Below are 20,246 nucleotides of genomic sequence, written 5' to 3'. Positions count from 1 at the left end.
CTCCTGAAGGTTTAATTGTAAATTATGGATTTTAGGATCAAATTATTGATGTCCATTTTGTTGTGGATGAATTGCATTGGGGCATATAGCCAGTATGAGGCAATACAGGATACCGATCCCTTATGGGATAAGATAGCCCGGAACTTTTTGGTACCCGATGCCTTTATGGGAGATTATGGAAAGTACCGGTCTCCTTTAAGGTTCTACAATGGAAAAAAGGTAAGGACCGCTAAAGATTGGCAAAAAAGAAAAAAGGAGATCCGGGATAGATGGCAGGAAATGATGGGGGCATGGCCCGAAGTGATTACCGATCAAAAATTGGAAATCCTAGACACGGTAAAAAGGGAAAACTTTGTACAGCATAGGGTTCGGTTTTATTGGTTGCCCGGAGAACGGACAGAGGGGTACCTACTGGTTCCGGAAGGGGAGGGGAAAAAGCCAGCGGTCGTTACCGTTTTCTATGAACCGGAAACCGCAATAGGCTATTCGGATAAGCCCCATCGGGATTTTGCCTATCAATTGGTAAAGCGGGGTTTTGTGGCGTTGTCGATAGGGACGGCAGAAGCGTCCAAAAACAAAACGTTTTCACTGTATTACCCCAATATCGATAGTGCACGGGTACAGCCACTTTCCATGTTGGGCTATGCTGCGGCGAATGCATGGAACGTACTGTCCAAAGTCGATAAAGTGGATGCCGCCCGAATAGGTCTTTTGGGACATTCGTTTGGAGGCAAATGGGCCATGTTCGGGGCCAGCTTGTACGATAAATTTGCGGCTTCGGTATGGTCGGATCCGGGGATTGTCTTTGAGGAATCACGGGAATCGGTAAATTATTGGGAGCCATGGTATTTGGGATACCATCCTAAACCATGGCGGAAACGTGGATTGATTACAAAGGAAAATCCGGCAAGGGGGCTGTATCCAAAACTGGTGGAACAGGGGTATGATCTTACTGAGCTGCATGCCCTTATGGCCCCTAGGCCATTTTTGGTTTCAGGAGGGTCGGAAGATCCGGGAGATCGTTGGAAGGCCTTGAACCATACCATTGCGGTTAATAGATTGTTGGGATGCGAGCATCGTGTGGCGATGACCAATAGACCGGAACATTCCCCCAACCAAGAATCGAATGAACAGATATACCTGTTTCTGGAATATTTTTTAAAGCCGGATATCGTTCATAAAAAATAAGACGGGACTATTCCCAATGTAAACAGAGGGTATCAATGACGCACAGATTGGCACAATCGAGGAGGTTATATATTAAACAAGTTGTCATAATTTAATACTATCAAAAGAAAATTACATGGAAAACAAGAGAAGATCATTTATAAAAAAAACGGCAATGGGAGTATCGGCTGCTTCTATTGGAGGGATATTGCCCGGTTTCAGTGCCCATAGTTATGGGAATATATTAGGTGCCAATGAACGTCTTAAGGTGGCCTGTATGGGGGTCAATAGTAGGGGAAATGCAGTAGGGTCCAATTTTGCCATGCAGCCCAATTGCGAGGTACTGTATTCATGTGATGTGGATAGCAGGGCATCTGAAAAGTTTATCGCCAATATTGCCAAGATTCAAAACAAAAAGCCCAAACACAGTACCGATTTTAAAAAGGCCTTGGATGATAAGGATGTGGATATTTTAATAGTGGCCACACCGGACCATTGGCATGCACCGGCAGCGATTATGGCATGCAAGGCAGGGAAACACGTCTATCTGGAGAAACCGGCCAGCCATAACCCGCACGAGGGGGAAATGGCGGTGGCCGCGGCCAAAAAATACAATCGGGTGGTCCAGATGGGAAACCAGCGCCGTTCATGGCCTAATGTGATGGCTGCCATAGGGGAACTTAAACAAGGGATTATCGGCAGGCCCTATTTTGCCAAAACTTGGTATTCCAATAACAGGCCTTCTATTGGAACCGGAAAAATCACTGAAGTACCTTCATGGCTAAATTATGAGTTATGGCAAGGTCCGGCTCCTCGCGAGGAATTTAGGGATAATATAGTTCATTACAACTGGCACTGGTTCTGGAACTGGGGTACCGGAGAAGCCCTTAACAATGGCACCCATTTTGTTGATTTGGCCAGATGGGGACTAGGGGTGGATTATCCTACCAAAGTGAGTTCCAATGGGGGCAGGTATCATTATAATGATGATTGGGAAACTCCGGACACACAGATCATAAATCTGGAATTCCCCAATAATACCCTAATGACCTGGGAAGGGCGCAGTTGTAACGGCCGCTCTGTTGAAGGAGGAAGTGTAGGGGTAATGTTCTACGGTGAAAACGGCTCTATGGCCATAGAAGGGGGCAACTCTTATAAGGTGTACGATCTAAATAATAAATTGTTGAAGGAAGTAAACGGCAGTCGCAAAATTGGAACAGGAAATTTATCGAACCCCTCCCAGGATCTGGACGTTTTACATATTCAAAACCTGTTTGATGCCATCCGAAAAGGAACAACTTTAAATTCGGATATTACGGGAGGGCACCAAAGTACCTTGCTCGTCCAATTGGGCAACATAGCCTTGCGTTCCGGAAGTACATTGAATATTGACTCCAACAACGGCCGTATCTTGGGCAATGATGCGGCAATGAAATATTGGAGAAGGGATTATGCGCCAGGATGGGAAAGTATATTGACATAATCCAAGGTTTTTAAAGCAGTCCGGCCTATATTTATGGGGAATAGGAAAGGATTTGTTGCTATTTCGATACATTGTACGTGGAATTATTAGTATCCAGATGAAAAATAATACATACGACGCTATTGTAGTAGGGTCTGGCATAACGGGCGGATGGGCTGCCAAGGAATTAACGGAAAAAGGACTCAAGACCCTGGTTCTGGAAAGGGGAAGGGAAGTAAAGCATCCCGAAGGCTATACCAATATGTTTAAGGCTCCATGGGATTATAAGTACCTGGGGCATGTTTCCCTCGAAGACAAAAAGGCCTACCATGTGCAAAGCAAGAAGTACAATTTCAATGCCGGGAGCAAATCTTTTTTTGTAAATGACCTTGAACATCCCTATGTCCATCCCAAAGACAAGCCTTATAGGTGGTTTAGGGGATATCAAACAGGTGGGCGCTCCTTAATATGGGGGCGGGGTGCCTATCGTTTTAGCGATCTTGATTTTGAGGCCAACCTACAAGATGGGGTGGGAGTGGACTGGCCTTTAAGATACGTGGATCTGGCTCCCTGGTATGATTATGTGGAACGTTTTATAGGGGTCTGCGGGTCAAGGGAAAATATTCATCATTTTCCAGATGGACAATTCCTTCCTCCCTTTGAGCTGAACCATGCCGAAAAGGTAATTAAAAAAAGGCTGGAGTCACATTACAAGGACCGATGGTTGATACCCAACCGGGCGGCACACCTTACCCGTGCAAAACCCGGCCAATTTAAAGGAAGGTCCCAATGTATGTCCCGTAATATGTGCCACACAGGATGCCCCTTTGGAGCCTATTTTAGCAGTAACAGTACTACGCTTCCCGCGGCCAGGGATACAGGAAGGTTAACGTTACAATCAAACGCCATCGTTATTTCTGTATTGTACGACCATAAGAACAATAGGGTTTCTGGGGTTCGTGTCATGGACAGTATCACCCAAAAAGAGACCGAATATTTTGCCAGGGTGGTATTCCTGTGTGCTTCCACCATTGCTTCCACCGGAATCCTCTTAAATTCCAAGTCGGAGAGTTATCCAAACGGATTAGGGAATTCAAGTGGGGTATTAGGGCATTATTTAATGGACCATCACAAGGACATTTCTTCTTCCGGAGTACTTGAGGGTTATCTGGATAGGATATATAGGGGGTATAGGCCTACCTCGGTAGCCGTTCCCCGATTTAGAAATGTGAACGGTAATGAAATGAATTTTCTTAGAGGTTATGGTTTTTGGGGTGCCGCGGCCAGGGAAGGGATACATGCGGGAAAGCCCGGAGTAGGGGCTGCATTTAAAGAGGCTTTGTCCTATCCAGGTCCTTGGAAGATGACCCTTTCGGCTTATGGGGAATGTTTGCCGTACTATGAAAACAAAGTGGAATTGGATCCGGAACTGACCGATAAATGGGGGCTTCCCTTGCTAAAAATAACAGCGGAATTTGGCGATAATGAAATGAAAATGCGCCGGGATATGAAAGAACAGGCGAAGGAATTACTGGAAGTAGCGGGCCTACAGGAAATCAAGGTCAATGAAGGGGCCAGTATACAGGGCGATGCGGTACATGAAATGGGTACGGCGAGAATGGGAAGGGATCCTAAGACCTCATTTCTCAACGCCTACAACCAAAGCCATGACATTCCCAATCTGTTCGTGACCGATGGTTCCTGTATGCCTTCTTCCGGTTATATGAGCCCATCGCTGACCTATATGGCCCTTACGGCAAGGGCGTGCGATTATGCCATTAGGCAAATGAAGAACAATGTATTCTAGTAAAACCAGGGAGATGTTTGTAGGGGTGTGATTTGGGAATGGATGCCCACAAGACCGATAGGGCAATAACACCAATTTAAGATTATGGAAAGAAGAGAGGCAGTTATAAAAATATCATGGATTGTAAAATCTGTTTATTTGGCCCCCGCAGTTTTTACGGGTTTGATGAGTTGCAAAAGTGGGGTTTCCCATTCCAACAATAAGGTATTTAACGATGATCAGGACAAATTGGTCAGGGCTATTGCGGATACCATCATTCCGAGAACGGAAACACCTAGTGCCTCCGACGTAGAGGTGAATGTTTATATGGATTTGCTGCTTCATCAAGTTTATGATGATGTATATAAAAGTAGATTTCTAGCAGGATTGCATCAGTTTGATCTAAACTGTATAGACAATACGGGCAATAGATTTTTTGAGCTTAACGAAGGGGAAAAACTAAATTACCTTAATAGGTTGGACCAAGAGGTATATGTCCAGGAAAGGGCTGATATGGAACCCTTTTTTCTTAAAGTTAAGGAGCTTGTAGTAAGAATTTACTATTCAACTGAGGAAGGAGTGAAACAAAATTTGGATTATGTGCCCATCCCTGGGCCATATATAGGGGATGTTGAAGCAACAGCAGATACAAGAATCATGAAGGGGAATTGATCAAATAAAATTTATTTGATCGTAATGAAGATTAAAACACGACTAACCATGGTCTCTTTTGTTGAGGGGACTTTAGAGAGCAATCTATAGGGATTTATTATTTATACAGATTACGGGATAGTATCTTCGTTAAAAATCTATTAACTTATTTTCAAGAAAAATATGTTGTCCACCATGCCATGGCTTCGCGCATATGTCAATGTCCCCATCGAAGTCAACATCAGCACCAATAGCTTCATGTATCCTTCTGCCTTCAAGAATAGTGTGTTCACTCCATATTTTTGCATCTCCATTTTTATTCTCCCATATAAACATTTTATGCTTTTCTTGTGACAAAGGGCCGCCACCGGAACAAATATCTGTATCACCATCTCCATCAAAATCTGCCAAAATCAATGAGTGAAAATCCTGATTCGTGGTATCCTTTGATATTAGATGAAAAACAAAACTCTCTCCTTTATTTTGATTTTCAAACCAAAATACTCTACCATTTTGAGTATCTGCTTCTGCTTGAACAACATCAATATCTCCATCTTGATCTAAATCAGTACACCAGGTTTTTAAAGCTAATCCAAATTTGTCAGGCCGATTACCATTTAAAGGTGTTAGATTTTCATGTAATGTCCACTTTTGACCCTTCCCATCGGCGTTTTCAAACCATGCATTACCTCTTACAATATCAACATCGTTATCATTATCTAAATCCCCGTATCCCATTGGAGCTATTCCTCCATGAATCCCATTTCCGATTTTAAAATAGTTCCAATTAGAAGTATAGTCTTCAGGGATTTTATACCAACACAAAACAGGGTGATCAGGGTTGTTGGACAATGAAACGACATCTTTAATATTATCCCCATCAATATCAACTACTATATTGTCATGACAATTAATCATATTTTTATTATGTATAACAAAAGTTTCTTCCCTCGGCTTTTTAGTATTTTCATACCATGAGTCTCCAACAATATAGTCCATCCATCCATCTTGATTTACATCATGTGGGCAGCCTCCGACATCTGTTGACGCACCTTTTCCTAACTCATGTAAAATCCAATTATCAGAGGATACATACTCATACCAAAACATTTCACCAAAACGGCCAAATACCCAGTCAAGATCATTATCATTATCAATATCTATAAGACTTGTTTGTCCCATTCTATCCTTAAAGGTGCCTATCTCGTGACATTCAAACGACATGGCCTGCCCTATGCAGTTAATTACAAAAAAGAAGCTTATAAACAATCCTAATACCGTTTTCATATAAATAATAGTTTATTGGTTAAGATAGATAGTTATCAAAGTTAACGGGATATGGTTTATACCATATTTTGACTTAACCTATATCGTTGCTTGTTTATCACCTATGTACTTTTCATCAAAGAAACCTAAAATACGTTTCTATAAAATACCCACCAAATACCATTGCTATTTTCTGCTATTCCCTTGAATACCTTGCTCTGTTTTCTCTTTTGGTATATATAACTTTTTCAAAATGAAATCCATAAATGAGATTCCTGATTATTGGACCAAACAGTACATTTAAAGAAAGAGCACTACTGATATCACTGCCTTTTGAGTCATTTGATACCGTAGCCGTCATCAATCTCTTACATGCCAAGGACTTGTTCCAGTTCAATGAAAAAATCGTAGATAGGACCAAAATTCTCCATAATTCTATCCGTGGAAATCAAAAGCGGATGTTTGGTTAAACATTTGAATGTCATTTAATTAACCAGGTTATTTTTTTTTACAATAAAAAATCAATATACGCACTGGACTAATTTTAGTCTGCTCGGAAGCCGATCAATTCGTCTTTCAATTGTTAGAAACTTGGTACCTCTGTAGAAGAATGTACTCCACTTTGGGGTATAAAACTATAGAGGAATTTGAATTAGAACTGTACAATTGAAAAACAGCAGCATGACCCTTATTTAGTTACTCACTTTTTTGCAGCAATTCCATAGAACTTAGGAGCAGTAAAAAAGTGGGAAATATTACTAAATACGAGCTAAGGTTATTTTATAGGCACTAGTAAAGGATAGGATGTAGTAAAACTATAGGAATTCTATAACTTTTTGGAGCAAGATTACGTAATATCATTTTGGGTTGTTTAGCAACTTATTCTCCAGGTAATCCCCATGTTCTTTACCATCATTCGCATTTCCAGGCCATAGGTTCCATACTTTAGACAGAATATCCAAATCTCCGTCTCCATCAACATCTCCTACACGTGCATCATGTCCTCCTAATCCGTTGTCCAATATAATCCTTTCTGCAAATTTAATTTGATCATCGTTGCTTATATTTTCCCAAATGTACCACCTTGGATTGGCACCTTCAGGGAAAAGGGTGTCGTCTTCCTGGTCACAGGTAAAAATATCTTGATCACCATCATTGTCAAAATCAGCTACATGCAGAGAATGAAAAGAACCTCTTATGCCAGGTGCGGACATGGGCAAAAAATGTGTTGTGAATTCTGGATTTTCAAATCCGTTGTTTTCTAACCATGCTGCCCTAGAAGCTTTCTGATCACAATCGGTCATTACAATATCATTGTCCCCATCATTATCAAGGTCAATAATCCAACTTCTAGAGGATAGACCAAAAGGACCTCTTTTTCCAAATGGTAACTGATGTTTTTCCCATTTTGTACCATTCCTGTCTATATTTTCCAACCATCTATCCGGAAGTACCAAGTCCATATCGCCATCACCGTCCAAATCCCCTATTCCCTGCGGAAAAAAGCCGGCATGGATGTGGTCCTTTGTTGCTAATACATCTAATGTTATTAGGTTTTTTTTCCATTGTACCGGTTTCATTGGCCTTTCTGGTATTTCATACCAAAAGACACCTTCATGTTCTCCTATTATTACCACATCTTTTATGTCATTATTATCCATATCCGCTATTACGATGTCATGGATATTGGAATCAATACTAATATCATATTGATATTTTTCAAATTTTTCTTGCCTAGGATTTTGACTGTTCCTAAACCAAAACCCTCCGATTACGATGTCTGCCCAACCATCTTGATCTATATCATGGATAGCGGCTCCCAATGCCCTTATTGGCATTGTTCCGATCAGATGTTTTTTCCATAAACTTTCATTCGAAGTGTCATTCTCAAACCAGTAAAATCCATCTGCTCCACTAAAAGCAAAGTCCAAATCTCCATCATTGTCCAAATCTCCAATTACGGAACATCCATACCCCCAATCAGTTTCGCCCGGCAGATTCTTGACAATATAGTGATGATCGAACATTTCGTTTGTTATTTTTGCTTCTTGTAGTTGTTTAGGACTAACTTCCTCCTTACATGAAATTAAAAGAGTGATAATAGTAATTACTGCTGAGTATTGTTTGAGCATGACTAGTTTATTTTCGAATGTGATTAATTCTTAATTCATTTTTTACCTTATGAGCCCTGTTCTAGATGGTGCTTTATCTTTTATTATATGCTTCTACAAGAACTAAAATGTATTTTTGACAATATTGAAAGTCTCTACTTTAGATTATTGCCGATAATTTTGATCCAGTTTTGATTTTATACCTTCTCCAATTTTGGCCGCGATTTTATTTATTCAATTGTCCTTAACGAGAAATCCGGGTCAATTATTAACTTTCCTTAATACATTCATTTTCCGGGTACCGGCACAGGTGTTATTGTAAATATTTGGACATTTATAGCAAACAGGGCTTGGTTAAATATTCTTAGAGTTTGGCGTGAGTGGAGTTTGAGTTGAATGATTGTACTGAGATTGTGGGTAAGGACTTTTTCATAAAAAATAAGTTTAATTAAGATAAATTGATAGATGACACCAATAGCTAATATAAAATTAAAAGGCTATAAATATATAAAAATAACTTAAAAAGTTTCGTTTCATTATTTATATGCGATAACCTGGTGAAGTCTGTAAAGAGTTTTCTTCTTATGACTTGTAGGGGGTTAGTTAATATGAACGTTGGTCACATAGAAATAGAATAACAGGAAAAGTTGGGGTGTACTTTAATATCAAAATTGCACCAAAGTTTATTCCGAAAGTATTGGTGTTTAGGTTTCATGTGAAATCTGGCATGACTGGTGTTGAGGGTTGCTTTTTTCTAATGTGTAATTATTTTCATTTGGCTATCAGCGGTTTTTTTTAAATTTTTAATTGGGTCTTTAGGTATTTGTTCAAATATTGACCATGGCCGCTCGACATTCCTATAAGGCTTTTCTAAGTACTTCCCTTGGTCCCACGAGCTCTCTTTTTCTTGAGTTTACCTTTTCTTAAATTTACTGTTTGTCCATCTATTGGACCTCATCATTTTAAGGATTAAGGCGTATTACTTTAATTCTAGATAGCCTTAAATATTGTGTGTCAATCCTCGGGTAATTACGAAATAATTTAGTTTTTGCGGCCTGAAACTAATAGAAATAAGCGTGAATGGTCTTCCTACCTCTAGGTTAGTTTAATAGGGGCTTATATCTTATATGGAAAGAATTTAGCCTTGAATGCATCATGTCAACCTTGGACGTCCAACATTATGGTAAGCTTCATCATAACATTGTGTCGATATTATATGATTATATCGACAAAACATAATTTTTATGCTGTTTAAGCAGCCTTAAGTTTGCTACCACACATGTTTTTAGTCCATTGGAATTTAAAAACGGTCCTACGAACGGGCAATATTGCCTTTTGGACAACTTAATTTTTTAGCCTGGCAGTAATAGTTGTATTGATGGGAAGTTACAAGTTGGGAAATTATTTATTCTTAGTGCTCCGATATTGAAATAATTTTAATGTATACTTGCTTTTTTATTATTTTTTATTATTTTTGAATCAAATGAAAGTAAAAGAAAAATAATTTATTACTTTTTTGCTATTTTTATTTTAAAATTAAAGGGAGACTTAATTTTATGCTTATTTCTGAGAACAATTTTACATTTCATAACCAATTAAATGCTTTAATAATAACTAAAAACTAATTTCATGAAAAAAAAGATCATTTTAGCTCTTAGCCTGGTATTATTCCTGTTGCATACAGCGTATGCCCAGCGACTGAGTGTTTCTGGAACAGTCACTGAGGCAAATGGCGGACCATTGCCGGGGGTCAATGTTCTAGAGCAGGGAACAACAAACGGTGTGCAGACAGATTTTGATGGTAATTATACAATTAATGTGTCTACAGGAAGTACCCTGGTCTTTTCATACCTCGGAATGAAAACACAAACCGTGGTTGTTGGCTCTTCTACCACTGTAAACCTTAGTATGGAGGAAGATTCTAGTCAATTGGATGAGGTCGTCGTAACTGCTTTGGGAATTAAAAGAGAAACGAGGGCCTTGGGTTACGCTGCCCAAGAAGTAAAAGGTGAAGAGTTTACAGAAGCAAGGGAAACCAACATTGCTAATTCACTGGCAGGTAAGGTTGCAGGTGTGCAGGTGACGAATATCGCCACAGGTGCAGGTGGCTCTTCTAGAGTGGTCATCCGAGGGAATAGTTCGATTTCTGGAAATGATGCGCCACTTTATGTGATTGATGGTGTGCCTATTGATAATCAGAATCTGGACCCTGCGGATTACGCGGGGGGGGGTGTCGATTATGGGGACGGAATTTCAGGTATAAACCCTGATGACGTAGAGTCCATGACTGTGCTAAAAGGCCCTAATGCAGCGGCGCTTTATGGTGCTAGAGCAGCCAATGGGGTGATTTTGATCACTACCAAGTCTGGTTCTTCAAGGAAAGGCTTGGGAATTTCATTAAATTCAAATGTAACCATGGATGAAGTGGCAACGGTTCCAACCTTTCAAAATAGGTTTGGAATTGGTTATGACTATACTTCCTTTAATGGAGGTGGATCAACAATTATTGATGGGGTCGAATATGAAGTAATTCTTCCGAATGAGGGTAGTACAATAATGAGTTGGGGGCCCTTACTTGAAGGCCAGTTGGTGGCAGATTGGGCGGATCCGACAAAAGTCATGTCTATGATTCCTTATCCCGACAATGTTAGGAACTTTTTTCAAACGGGATATACGGCAACAAATACTATAGCCTTGAATGGAGGTAATGACAAGGCCAACATGAGGCTTTCGATATCGGATTTAAAGAATGAAGGAAATATTCCTGGAAGTACTTTTAACCGACAAACTGTCAATTTTAGAGGTATGGCAAAAATTACAGACCAATTGTCGATTGATGCCAAAGTCAATTATATTCACCACAAGGGAAGTCAACGGCCTGGTGTTTCTGCAAGTTCTTCAAATATAATGAGCGCACTGATTCAGTTACCAAGACATGTTGATATGGAAAAAGCAAGGAACTATAAGGATGAGAATGGGAATCCCCTATTTTATACCACAAGGTTCGAAAACCCCTATTGGACCATTAATGAAATTAGAAATGAAGATGAAAGAGACCGTATAATTGGCCTTGTATCCTTAAGGTACGATATGACCGACTGGCTTAGTGTTCAGGGAAGAACAGGCATAGATTTTTATACTGATGAACGTTTCAATAGAAGTGCAATTGGCAGTCGTAGTGCACGAACAGGATTGGTAAGTAATTACACTTGGCATGTGAAGGAACGTAATAGCGATATACTCTTGTTGTCCAAAAAAGATTTTTCAAACAGTTTTTCAGGTTCGTTAACTTTAGGGGCAAGCCAATTGGTTTCCAGTAGGGAAGTTACTGGAGCGAAAGGAACCAATCTTAGGGCGCCTGGGTTATATCACATCAGCAATGCCAACGAGGTAACTCCCAGATATGAAAAAGTGGAAAGGCAAATGAATTCGGTATTCGCAGCTGGGCAAATAGCTTACAAGAATTATCTTTTCTTGGATGGTACTGCAAGAAATGATTGGTCGTCCGTTTTGGGTCGGAACAATTATTCGTTTTTCTATCCTTCGGTAGCTACGAGTTTTGTATTTACCGATGCCTTCGGATTGAAATCCAAGGCACTTACTTTTGGTAAATTAAGGGCAGGGTATTCCGAGGTTGGGAACGACTCTAATCCGTATCTTACTACCACCGGATATACCAGCTCGACCCAAACCATAAATGGACAGGGTATGGCTCAAATACAAAATAGGATACCAAATCCCGATTTAAAAAATGAACTGACACAAGCGGTAGAATTTGGCGCAGATATTCGCTTGTTCAATAATAGGATAGGTGTTGATGTGACTTATTACAATTCATCCACAAATAATCAGATATTGCCCGTTAATATCTCAGACGCCACCGGTTTTGGGACAATGGTAATCAACGCTGGTGAAATAACCAATGAAGGAATTGAATTGTTGATCAACACTACTCCAATTAAAATATCCAACAGTTTTAAATGGGACCTGATTTTTAATTATGCTAAGAATAAATCAAAGGTTGTATCCCTGGTGGATGGAATCGAGGCACATCAAATGGGACAAGATAGATGGGGGACAATTGAAGCTAGGCCAGGAGAAGACTTTGGAAATATTGTAAGTTTTGCGTATAAACGAAATGAAAAAGGCGAAAAATTATTGGATAATTTTGGAAGATACCAACGCGATGGCACAGAGGTGAAAGTTTTAGGGAATATTCAACCAGACTGGGTCGGAGGACTTACAAATCGTTTTTCGTACAAGGGCTTTACCTTGAATACCCTTATCGATATAAAAATGGGAGGAGAATTATTATCAGGTACTAAATATATTCAAGCTGCACGAGGTACAGGCGTATTTACAGACCAGAATCTCTTTCAAAATTCAGAAGGTGAATGGGTGGGAATAGCCGACGGTGTGATGGAAAACGATTATTATATAGATGACGGAAATGGGAATCAGGTTTTACATCTTTCAGCAGGCGAAAAGAGTGACATTGAATTATCTAGGCTTGATTTAACGGGGCGGTGGACCAGAAACGATATTTTGGAGGAGTTTGTTCTTGACGCAAGCTATATTTCACTACGGGAAGTTAGCCTAGCTTATGATTTTCCTAAATCATTATTAAAGAAATCTGTGTTTTCTAGCGCCAAAATTTCCTTGGTAGGAAGAAACCTTTGGTATATCGAAGAGCACATGCAAGGTATCGGTATTACCCCTGAAGCAGCCTTTAGTTCTCAATCTAGCACACAAGGATCAGAGTCTTATACCCTTCCATCAACAAGGAGTTTTGGAGTAAACCTCAATTTGGGATTTTGATATGATAGCAATTATCGAATTTAATAATGAGGCAATGACCAAAACCTTATTTAATTATTGATGTCAATCTCATTGTAAGTTGCGCATAAGATTTAAATGATATAAACAAATAAATACGAAGTGATGAAATATAGTAATTTAATTAAAATGTTTTCTGTGATTGCCACGGTGCTTGTAATTGGCAATTCATGTACTGATGATTTCGAAAGTTTGAATACAGATCCATCCTTGTTAACGAAAGAACAACTTGATGAAGCTTTACTCTTAACTAAAGTACAAAAAGAGGTTTTTATAAGTGATAATAAGCCTACCGGTAGAATTGCCAGTTTTGCGGGTTATTGGGCGTCCGGAGGTGGTCTCATTTTTGATGCTACTGATTATGGAGGAGAATTTAATAAAGGGTATAACAATCTTCTTAATATATCAGAAATAATCAGGTTGACCAATAATAATCCTGAAAAAATTAATAGAAATGCCATAGCTCGGGTTATGCGAGTATATATCTTTCAATATCTGACGGATTTATATGGGGATATTCCTTACTCAGAGGCAGTGCAACCGTCCGAAGAAGTGATAGCACAACCGAAGTACGACACACAAGAGAGTATTTATAAAGATATGTTGAACGAACTTAAAGAAGCTGCTGGTGATCTTGATGAAAATTCTACTGATAACTTCGGTAGTGCTGACTTGATCTATGCCGGTGATATTATTAATTGGAAAAAATTAGCCAATTCTTTGAGGTTGAGATTGGCACTAAGGGTACGTTATGTAGATCCTTCTCTTGCTTCAACAGAGATTAGCGATGTACTTACTTCGGATTTTATTCAAGATAATAGTGAAAATGCCTTTGTCACAACCAGTGACGATTTTGAAAGCAATCAAAATTCGTTATACAATGAAATTGTGTTTAATAATGGGGCAATTAATGGATATATGGGTAAAGCGATTATTGATATCTTAAATGAGGGTGAAGACCCGAGACGTCCCATAATGGCAACACCTACGCCTAGATCAGTTGCACTGGCAGAAAGTCAGGATGACCCAAGCTTATTGAATTACAGAGGTAGGCCAATCGGCCTTTTGGGGGAAAATGAATTTGCAATGTATCAGGATAGTGTCCTAAGTAAGGTTGGAGTAAAATATAGGCAGCCTATTGTGGATTTATATGTGATGGATTATAGTGAAGTATGTTTTGCACTTGCTGAATCAAAATCGATATTAGGTCTGGGCCAAACGGATGCAGATACTTGGTATAAAAGAGGTATTAGGGCAAATATGGAACTTCATGGGGTCGACAATGCCGAAATTGATGAGTTTATGTTGGACCCTATTGCAACCCTTCAAGGAAATGCAGAAGAACAGTTGGAGCAAATTATTAGGCAGAAAAGTGTTGCTCTTTTCCCTAATATCTATGAAGCATTCGCCGAATGGAGAAGGACAGGTTATCCTAAAATATTGATAGGATCAATGGTTGGCGATACCGATGGTCAAATACCAAGGAGATTAACGTATCCTTTTGCCGAAGCTAACTTTAATAGCTCCAATTATGAAGAAGCTTCTGATAGAATCGGCGGAGATGGTTTACTGACCAAGGTGTGGTGGGATGCAAATCCCAATGTACCATTTGAACATCCCGGTAGCATATTTGATTAACTAAATAAAATGAAAAGGCAACAGATGATTGTTTAAAGTTCATTTCCATAGTTGTCTATATATTCGAGATTTTTAATATTTGATCTGCTTACCATCCTATTCTGCGTTTGAAAGAAATTGATCAAAGTCTCAACAATTGGAAAGGTATGGGCGAAAATATTTAGTTCAACTAAAAAAGTCAAAATATATAATGCATAATTGTTCAAAACGGAGTTAGTTGAGTTGGTTGAGTTAGTTTGGAATTAGGGGTGGCTTTATGGCTTAACCCCTTTTCCATTTAACAAAATATTAAATTGTATTATATGAAAAACAACCATAAAGATATTTCTATTATGGTGTTAACTTATCTAGAAAGGTTAGAGGTCTAGAATAACAATGTTATACTTAGCTGAACAAAACCATAAATGGGGTAATTAAACTTGAATTGACTACCCAAGAAAACTGAAAAGAAGTAATTGTTGGCCTTGTCAAGAAAGAGGTTCTTAAGGGGCGCAAATAAATTTGTTGCGATCGGACAGTTTCATGGGTGTATTCAAATGGATAACTGTAAAATGGCTCCTTGGTTTTTGATTCACCTTTATCGAAATTTTATGAATTTACTAGTTACCAAGATATACCCACGTCGATCCATTTTAAATACGCTGAATTATATGGTAAAACAAGGACTAAATTCCCATTTCCACGCCAAGAATCCTGACCGGTCGTAGTGGGTAGTTCTTTGGGCAGAAGTTCCGTAAAACGATTATGAAATGGGGTGACGTTGGAGCTAAATAAAGCAAGACAACCCAATTTCAATGGTGAAGTGGAGCTTGTCCAGAAAAAAGATTTGTAAGTAATTTACGTAGTGAAAGCTATTAAGGACCTGAATGGAAGGTGTGTAAACTTGGCAAGATAAACTCCTGTTTGGAATTATGTCAAGGCGATGCAAATTGAGAGCAGTGAACACTTCCAAGAACAAAACTATAAAACAGACCTGTGGTATAGGAAAACTATCCCGAAAGGAAACCCCAAGGATTAATTAAGCCGTAGTTTCGTGTGTTTTTTAAGGCGGATATCGAAGGGATATCTATAAATCCCACGCTTTAGAACATTAGGAAAAAGTGCATATTCAATATTCAATATTTATAAATGTCAATCCACATGTGCACAAGATAAAAACAATAGTTGCTTAAATATTAAATTAATTAATTTCAACTCCAAATCCTGATTTTCCGCCAATACTCAGCTCTCCATTTTTCAGAATAAACCCTCCATGAACTAGATCTTCTGCTAAGTCAAGACTACCGTCCAAATCCAGATATTTGGTATTCGGGCAGGCAAACGCGGCATGTAATGCGGCAGTAATACTTACAATACTTTCATCGTTACAACCCCAAAAGAGATCTATATTGGCAGCTTTAGCGATTGTTGCGATTTCGAAAGCCCCGATAAGGCCTCCACATTTCATCAACTTAATATTATAGACGCCAAAGATTTGTGGTTTTACAGCTAAAGTTACTGCACTAGTGCTATTTTTAAGACTTTCATCCGCCACTAATAATTTTCTAATTTTTTCATCCAATTTAACCAACTGGCTCTCCTCTCCTACCGGGATAGGTTGTTCAATTAGTTGTAGATTATACTTCTCCGTTGCACGAACGAATTGTAATAGTTGCTCTTTTGTATAACCTTGATTGGCATCTACACGAATAGTTAATTTTTTAAATCTTTCATTAAGCTTTATTACTCTTTCGATATCAAGTTCAATGTCTAGTCCAGTTTTAATTTTAAGCACATTAAATCCCAAACTTTCATATTCTCTTGCTTCTCTTAAAGTTTCCTCAACACCCATAATACCTATAGTACAGGAAGTAGGTAGTCGTTCAATACATTGTCCGTACAGTCCTACAACAGGGATGTCTAAATATTTACCAAATGCATCGTGTAAGGCTATATCCCATATGGCAAGAGTTCCTGGTTTATTTGGAAAAGCGGTTTCGATACTTTTGATTATATTCCTGAAGTGGCGAATATCCTTCCCTACAAAAGATTGGCAAAAATCTGAAATACAATTCTCTAGAGTTTGTGAAGGAGTTTCACCTACTACCTCGAAATTTGGATTGGCAGAACCGATACCTATAATCCCGTTTTCCAATGTAACCACAAGGAATATATTCTTTACATCGGAAATTGTTTGGTAGGCAATGCTATATGGCTTTGAAAGGGCTAAATTTTGCGAGAATGCATTAATTTCTTTTATTTTCATTTTTTAGTGATTTAAGGACTGTAATAATTTCTTGAACTCCTTCTTCAATAGGCAGAACCACTGGAAGATTTAATAAATTCTTTAATTCCGATTTCGTGAATTTAGCTTGTTCAAATGAGAAGCCATTTGTATTTAGTGCAATGGCTATAACTTTAGATCCAAATTTTTCAATAATTTCGATTTCTGATTCCAGGGATGGTATATTACCCCATTCCGAATTGTTATCGAAATATTTTCTGTTCGGTGCATGGACTAGTACCACATGTTTGGCATTTCCAGAAATAAGCATTTCCAATCCACATGGTCCACTTGGATTTCTTAAACTAGATTGCCCTTCCAAAAATATCATGTCCGGTTTGGTGTCATAGCAACAACTAATTATGGAATGTTCCAATTCTCCTGATACAAAATCATTAATAGTGGAATCGAATATAAAACCATACTTGCTACCTTGCATCCAACCTGTCTGACCAGTATAAATCATTTCTGCATGGATATCAACTTTGTTGCAGGCTTCGATCATTAACTGGGTGGTGGTACGCTTTCCCATGGCACAGTCCATTCCCAAAACGGCGATAATTGGAATATCTATGTTAAAGATTTCGCCGGTCCAAAAATGAAGATCTTTTATAGATTTTGGTTTGCGAATATCAATCAACTCAACCTCATTTTTGGCTGCAATTTTTACAATATCTTCCTCCTTACACAGTAAGTCGTGAAGACCATTGACAATATGGATTTTATAAGTAATGGCATGCTTAATCGTGCTTAATATAGTTTTGGATAGTATACCTCCCTTTGTGGCTACCCCAACGATTAGATAGTCTATGCTGATAAATTTTGTAATCGCCTCATCAATTGATGCAACTATAGGAATTCCTCTATGCTTCCCATCTAGAATTTCTCCTGCGTCCAAACCTGCATGTTTTGAATCGATAATACCCAGCACTTCAAAGCGATTAGATCCTCGGATCAGTCCGTGGGATGTTTTCGCATACTCCGTATGTAAAAGACCATCTGTAACGATAATTGCTTTTTTTTTCATTATTGAATTCTATTTTCTTGTGTTAATTTGCAGCAGCCCGGTCTCAAAGGCTGCTGATACCCTAGATTTTGGTGCCTAAAAGGTTTTTACTTTCTGGTCATTGGGATATCCTTTGTCCAAATAGGAGTCGTATCAGAGTTGTTGTTTTTTCCAATTATTTCCTTATATAATTCCGGTCTCCTGGATTTTCTATACCTCCATCCCCCTGACAATTCTATTTTTTCTTTAGTGATGGTTGAAATTGTCAGATCATTTTCAAATGAATTTATTTCAGATAATATTTCGCCATAGGGATCAATAACCATGGCGTTGCCGTTTTTCAAATGTTCCCCGTCGTAACCTATCGGGTTGGTAAAGGCGTAGTAAACTCCGTTATCATAAGCTCTAGCTGGAAGCCACCTCATTAACCATCCTCTACCTTTCGGACCACTAAATTCGAGTCTTAAGGGAACGGGGTCTTCATGCCTGTTTTGCCAAACCATATCATCAACATAGCCTCTACCTGGCATGTAGGATGGCGTACAACCTGTAACATGTGGTGCAAAAATTAATTCTGCTCCCTTTAATACGGTGGCCCTGACGTTTTCTATGACGTTGTTGTCATAGCAAATTAAAATACCACACTTCCACCCTAACAATTCAAAGACCACGTACTCGTTTCCAGCCGACATATACTGGTTTATAAATGGGTGTAATTTTCTGTACTTTGTGATAAGACCTTTGCTGTTTACACATATGTAAGTATTAAATATACTATCACCCTCCTTTTCAACAAGGCCCGCAAGGATAGGTATATCATATTTTTTGGATATCCTTATCAATTCTTGGGTGCTTTTTCCCAAGGGCACATCCTCCGCTAACTCCGTAATCTGCTCTAAGTTCAAATCCTTTGTATAAGTGTAGGCAGTGATCGACATTTCATGAAAGCTGATGACATCTGCTCCCTTACTTTTTGCTTTTTTTGTTAAACCTTCAATAGTTGATAGATTATATTTTTTATCTCCATCTCGTGGCTGGAATTGTGCAACTGCAATATTCATGTTTTTTGGAATTATTCCTATGTGGTTCTTATTTTTAGTTAACTGTTTGGTTCTCCTCTTTTGTTTCTTCAATACCCATTAGGAAAGCAGCTGCAATTGCTGAAACCATACCGATTATTATAATAAAATGTGGTATTATGTTATAAATGGCCAAGGATATAACAACAGTTAAGACTGGTGACAGCGCTGTAGTCATCGGAGCGACAATAATTGCTTTTCCAAACCTGAATGCGTAAACGAGAAATAATACTCCAAAGGCATTCAAGAATTGGATTATGGCCGTCAAATAAGGCCCATCAAAATTCCAATTGATTGGTTCTGAGAAGTCGGTCAAATAAATTGCCATGGGAATAAGTAAAACCGATGAAACCATCATATAAAAAAAGATGCTTTCTGCTTTCATTGATTCATTTGCAAACCTCATTATAAACCCTTGGGAGCCCCATGCTAGCAGAGGTATTAATGTTAAAATCAGCCATAAATATCCTTCGACTGTTTTATCTCCAGGCGGTTGATAGGAAAGCATTAGGATAGCGAGAACAGCAATGCCGATCCCAAGCCACCCCAAAAGCCCAGTTCTCTCTTTTAAAAATACGACAGCAAGTAAGATTGTAACAACGGGAGTCAAAGAGAGCAGTGGAAAAACGAGGTATGCAGGTGCTATTTTTAATGTTATAAAAAGAACCAATTGTCCGATTGATCCCAGGAGGCCTATCGAAAAGCCCAAGAACATTGCCTTTTTGTCATACTCTAATTGCCAATTGTTAATTTTCAGGGCTACAATGGCAGCTGGAATCATTGTACATGCCCATACTACATATCCTAGGGTTGCCGGAAACCCATTTTTTTCGGAGATTTCAACAAGTGCCCCCCAGATACCTAAGAATATAACATGTGTTATAACAAAAAATAGCCAATTCTCTTTTTTCATATTTCCTAATTTTAATGATTTTTACTTAGTTTAAATATCTAATTACTATTTTGTAAAAAGACATTAAG

Annotated in this window: 13 protein-coding genes; 7 read left to right on the top strand and 6 right to left on the bottom strand. The window is 38.7% G+C overall.

Annotated elements, in window-relative coordinates:
• Window positions 1-24: 24 nt before the first annotated feature.
• From QSE00_RS11970 to QSE00_RS11955, 4 genes are all read left to right on the top strand, one after another.
• Window positions 25-1,188: a dienelactone hydrolase family protein gene (locus QSE00_RS11970; RefSeq protein WP_286106148.1), complete on the top strand. Its 1,164-nt coding sequence runs from the start codon at window positions 25-27 to the stop codon at window positions 1,186-1,188.
• A gap of 115 nt (window positions 1,189-1,303) precedes the next feature.
• On the top strand, window positions 1,304-2,650 hold the full coding sequence (locus tag QSE00_RS11965; protein WP_286106147.1) for a Gfo/Idh/MocA family protein: 1,347 nt from the start codon (window positions 1,304-1,306) through the stop codon (window positions 2,648-2,650).
• A gap of 97 nt (window positions 2,651-2,747) precedes the next feature.
• Entirely contained in the window at window positions 2,748-4,436 is a 1,689-nt protein-coding gene (locus QSE00_RS11960; protein ID WP_286106146.1) for a GMC oxidoreductase, read from the top strand.
• Window positions 4,437-4,520: 84 nt separating this feature from the next.
• The gene (locus QSE00_RS11955; protein ID WP_286106145.1) at window positions 4,521-5,087 is read left to right on the top strand and encodes a gluconate 2-dehydrogenase subunit 3 family protein; all 567 of its coding nucleotides are present in this window, start codon (window positions 4,521-4,523) and stop codon (window positions 5,085-5,087) included.
• 129 nt (window positions 5,088-5,216) lie between these two features.
• On the opposite strand, the gene QSE00_RS11950 is transcribed toward QSE00_RS11955, so the two are convergent.
• Entirely contained in the window at window positions 5,217-6,353 is a 1,137-nt protein-coding gene (locus QSE00_RS11950; protein WP_286106144.1) for an FG-GAP repeat domain-containing protein, read from the bottom strand.
• 245 nt (window positions 6,354-6,598) lie between these two features.
• Between QSE00_RS11950 and QSE00_RS11945 the strand changes: the two genes are divergently transcribed.
• On the top strand, window positions 6,599-6,802 hold the full coding sequence (locus QSE00_RS11945) for a hypothetical protein (protein ID WP_286106143.1): 204 nt from the start codon (window positions 6,599-6,601) through the stop codon (window positions 6,800-6,802).
• 387 nt (window positions 6,803-7,189) lie between these two features.
• Here the strand turns inward: QSE00_RS11945 and QSE00_RS11940 are convergent, their stop codons facing one another.
• Complete coding sequence (locus QSE00_RS11940) at window positions 7,190-8,464, bottom strand: FG-GAP repeat domain-containing protein (protein ID WP_286106142.1); 1,275 nt, start codon at window positions 8,462-8,464, stop codon at window positions 7,190-7,192.
• A 1,608-nt stretch (window positions 8,465-10,072) separates the two neighbouring features.
• Here QSE00_RS11940 and QSE00_RS11935 point away from each other — a divergent pair.
• Together QSE00_RS11935 and QSE00_RS11930 are read left to right on the top strand one after the other, a co-directional pair.
• Window positions 10,073-13,261 (top strand): SusC/RagA family TonB-linked outer membrane protein, encoded by a 3,189-nt coding sequence (locus tag QSE00_RS11935; protein ID WP_286106141.1) that lies wholly within the window; start codon window positions 10,073-10,075, stop codon window positions 13,259-13,261.
• Between the two features lie 123 nt (window positions 13,262-13,384).
• A complete protein-coding gene (locus QSE00_RS11930) occupies window positions 13,385-14,917 on the top strand; it encodes a SusD/RagB family nutrient-binding outer membrane lipoprotein (RefSeq protein ID WP_286106140.1) in 1,533 nt (510 codons plus the stop codon).
• A 1,180-nt stretch (window positions 14,918-16,097) separates the two neighbouring features.
• Here the strand turns inward: QSE00_RS11930 and QSE00_RS11925 are convergent.
• The 4 genes from QSE00_RS11925 to QSE00_RS11910 form a co-directional block, all read right to left on the bottom strand.
• On the bottom strand, window positions 16,098-17,162 hold the full coding sequence (locus QSE00_RS11925; RefSeq protein WP_286106139.1) for a mandelate racemase/muconate lactonizing enzyme family protein: 1,065 nt from the start codon (window positions 17,160-17,162) through the stop codon (window positions 16,098-16,100).
• Complete coding sequence (locus QSE00_RS11920; protein ID WP_286106138.1) at window positions 17,143-18,207, bottom strand: DUF1611 domain-containing protein; 1,065 nt, start codon at window positions 18,205-18,207, stop codon at window positions 17,143-17,145. Before QSE00_RS11920 ends, QSE00_RS11925 begins: the two co-directional genes overlap by 20 nt.
• 86 nt (window positions 18,208-18,293) lie before the next feature.
• A complete protein-coding gene (locus tag QSE00_RS11915; RefSeq protein ID WP_353477467.1) occupies window positions 18,294-19,319 on the bottom strand; it encodes a nitrilase family protein in 1,026 nt (341 codons plus the stop codon).
• Window positions 19,282-20,178, bottom strand: coding sequence for a DMT family transporter (locus QSE00_RS11910; RefSeq protein ID WP_286106137.1), 897 nt, complete (start codon window positions 20,176-20,178; stop codon window positions 19,282-19,284). Before QSE00_RS11910 ends, QSE00_RS11915 begins: the two co-directional genes overlap by 38 nt.
• Window positions 20,179-20,246 lie beyond the last annotated feature (68 nt).

Source organism: Arenibacter flavimaris, assembly GCF_030291335.1.
Lineage (GTDB): Bacteria > Bacteroidota > Bacteroidia > Flavobacteriales > Flavobacteriaceae > Arenibacter.
Note: the sequence above shows the minus strand (reverse complement) of the source record. Positions and strands in the feature narration are given on the sequence as shown.

Excerpts from the sequence above, each read along its gene's own strand:
- QSE00_RS11935 (WP_286106141.1), top strand. The coding sequence starts at position 10,073 with ATGAAAAAAAAGATCATTTTAGCTCTTAGCCTGGTATTATTCCTGTTG.
- QSE00_RS11925 (WP_286106139.1), bottom strand. The coding sequence starts at position 17,162 with ATGAAAATAAAAGAAATTAATGCATTCTCGCAAAATTTAGCCCTTTCA.
- QSE00_RS11920 (WP_286106138.1), bottom strand. The coding sequence starts at position 18,207 with ATGAAAAAAAAAGCAATTATCGTTACAGATGGTCTTTTACATACGGAG.
- QSE00_RS11940 (WP_286106142.1), bottom strand. The coding sequence starts at position 8,464 with ATGCTCAAACAATACTCAGCAGTAATTACTATTATCACTCTTTTAATT.
- QSE00_RS11955 (WP_286106145.1), top strand. The coding sequence starts at position 4,521 with ATGGAAAGAAGAGAGGCAGTTATAAAAATATCATGGATTGTAAAATCT.
- QSE00_RS11970 (WP_286106148.1), top strand. The coding sequence starts at position 25 with ATGGATTTTAGGATCAAATTATTGATGTCCATTTTGTTGTGGATGAAT.
- QSE00_RS11950 (WP_286106144.1), bottom strand. The coding sequence starts at position 6,353 with ATGAAAACGGTATTAGGATTGTTTATAAGCTTCTTTTTTGTAATTAAC.
- QSE00_RS11910 (WP_286106137.1), bottom strand. The coding sequence starts at position 20,178 with ATGAAAAAAGAGAATTGGCTATTTTTTGTTATAACACATGTTATATTC.
- QSE00_RS11960 (WP_286106146.1), top strand. The coding sequence starts at position 2,748 with ATGAAAAATAATACATACGACGCTATTGTAGTAGGGTCTGGCATAACG.
- QSE00_RS11945 (WP_286106143.1), top strand. The coding sequence starts at position 6,599 with ATGAGATTCCTGATTATTGGACCAAACAGTACATTTAAAGAAAGAGCA.
- QSE00_RS11965 (WP_286106147.1), top strand. The coding sequence starts at position 1,304 with ATGGAAAACAAGAGAAGATCATTTATAAAAAAAACGGCAATGGGAGTA.
- QSE00_RS11930 (WP_286106140.1), top strand. The coding sequence starts at position 13,385 with ATGAAATATAGTAATTTAATTAAAATGTTTTCTGTGATTGCCACGGTG.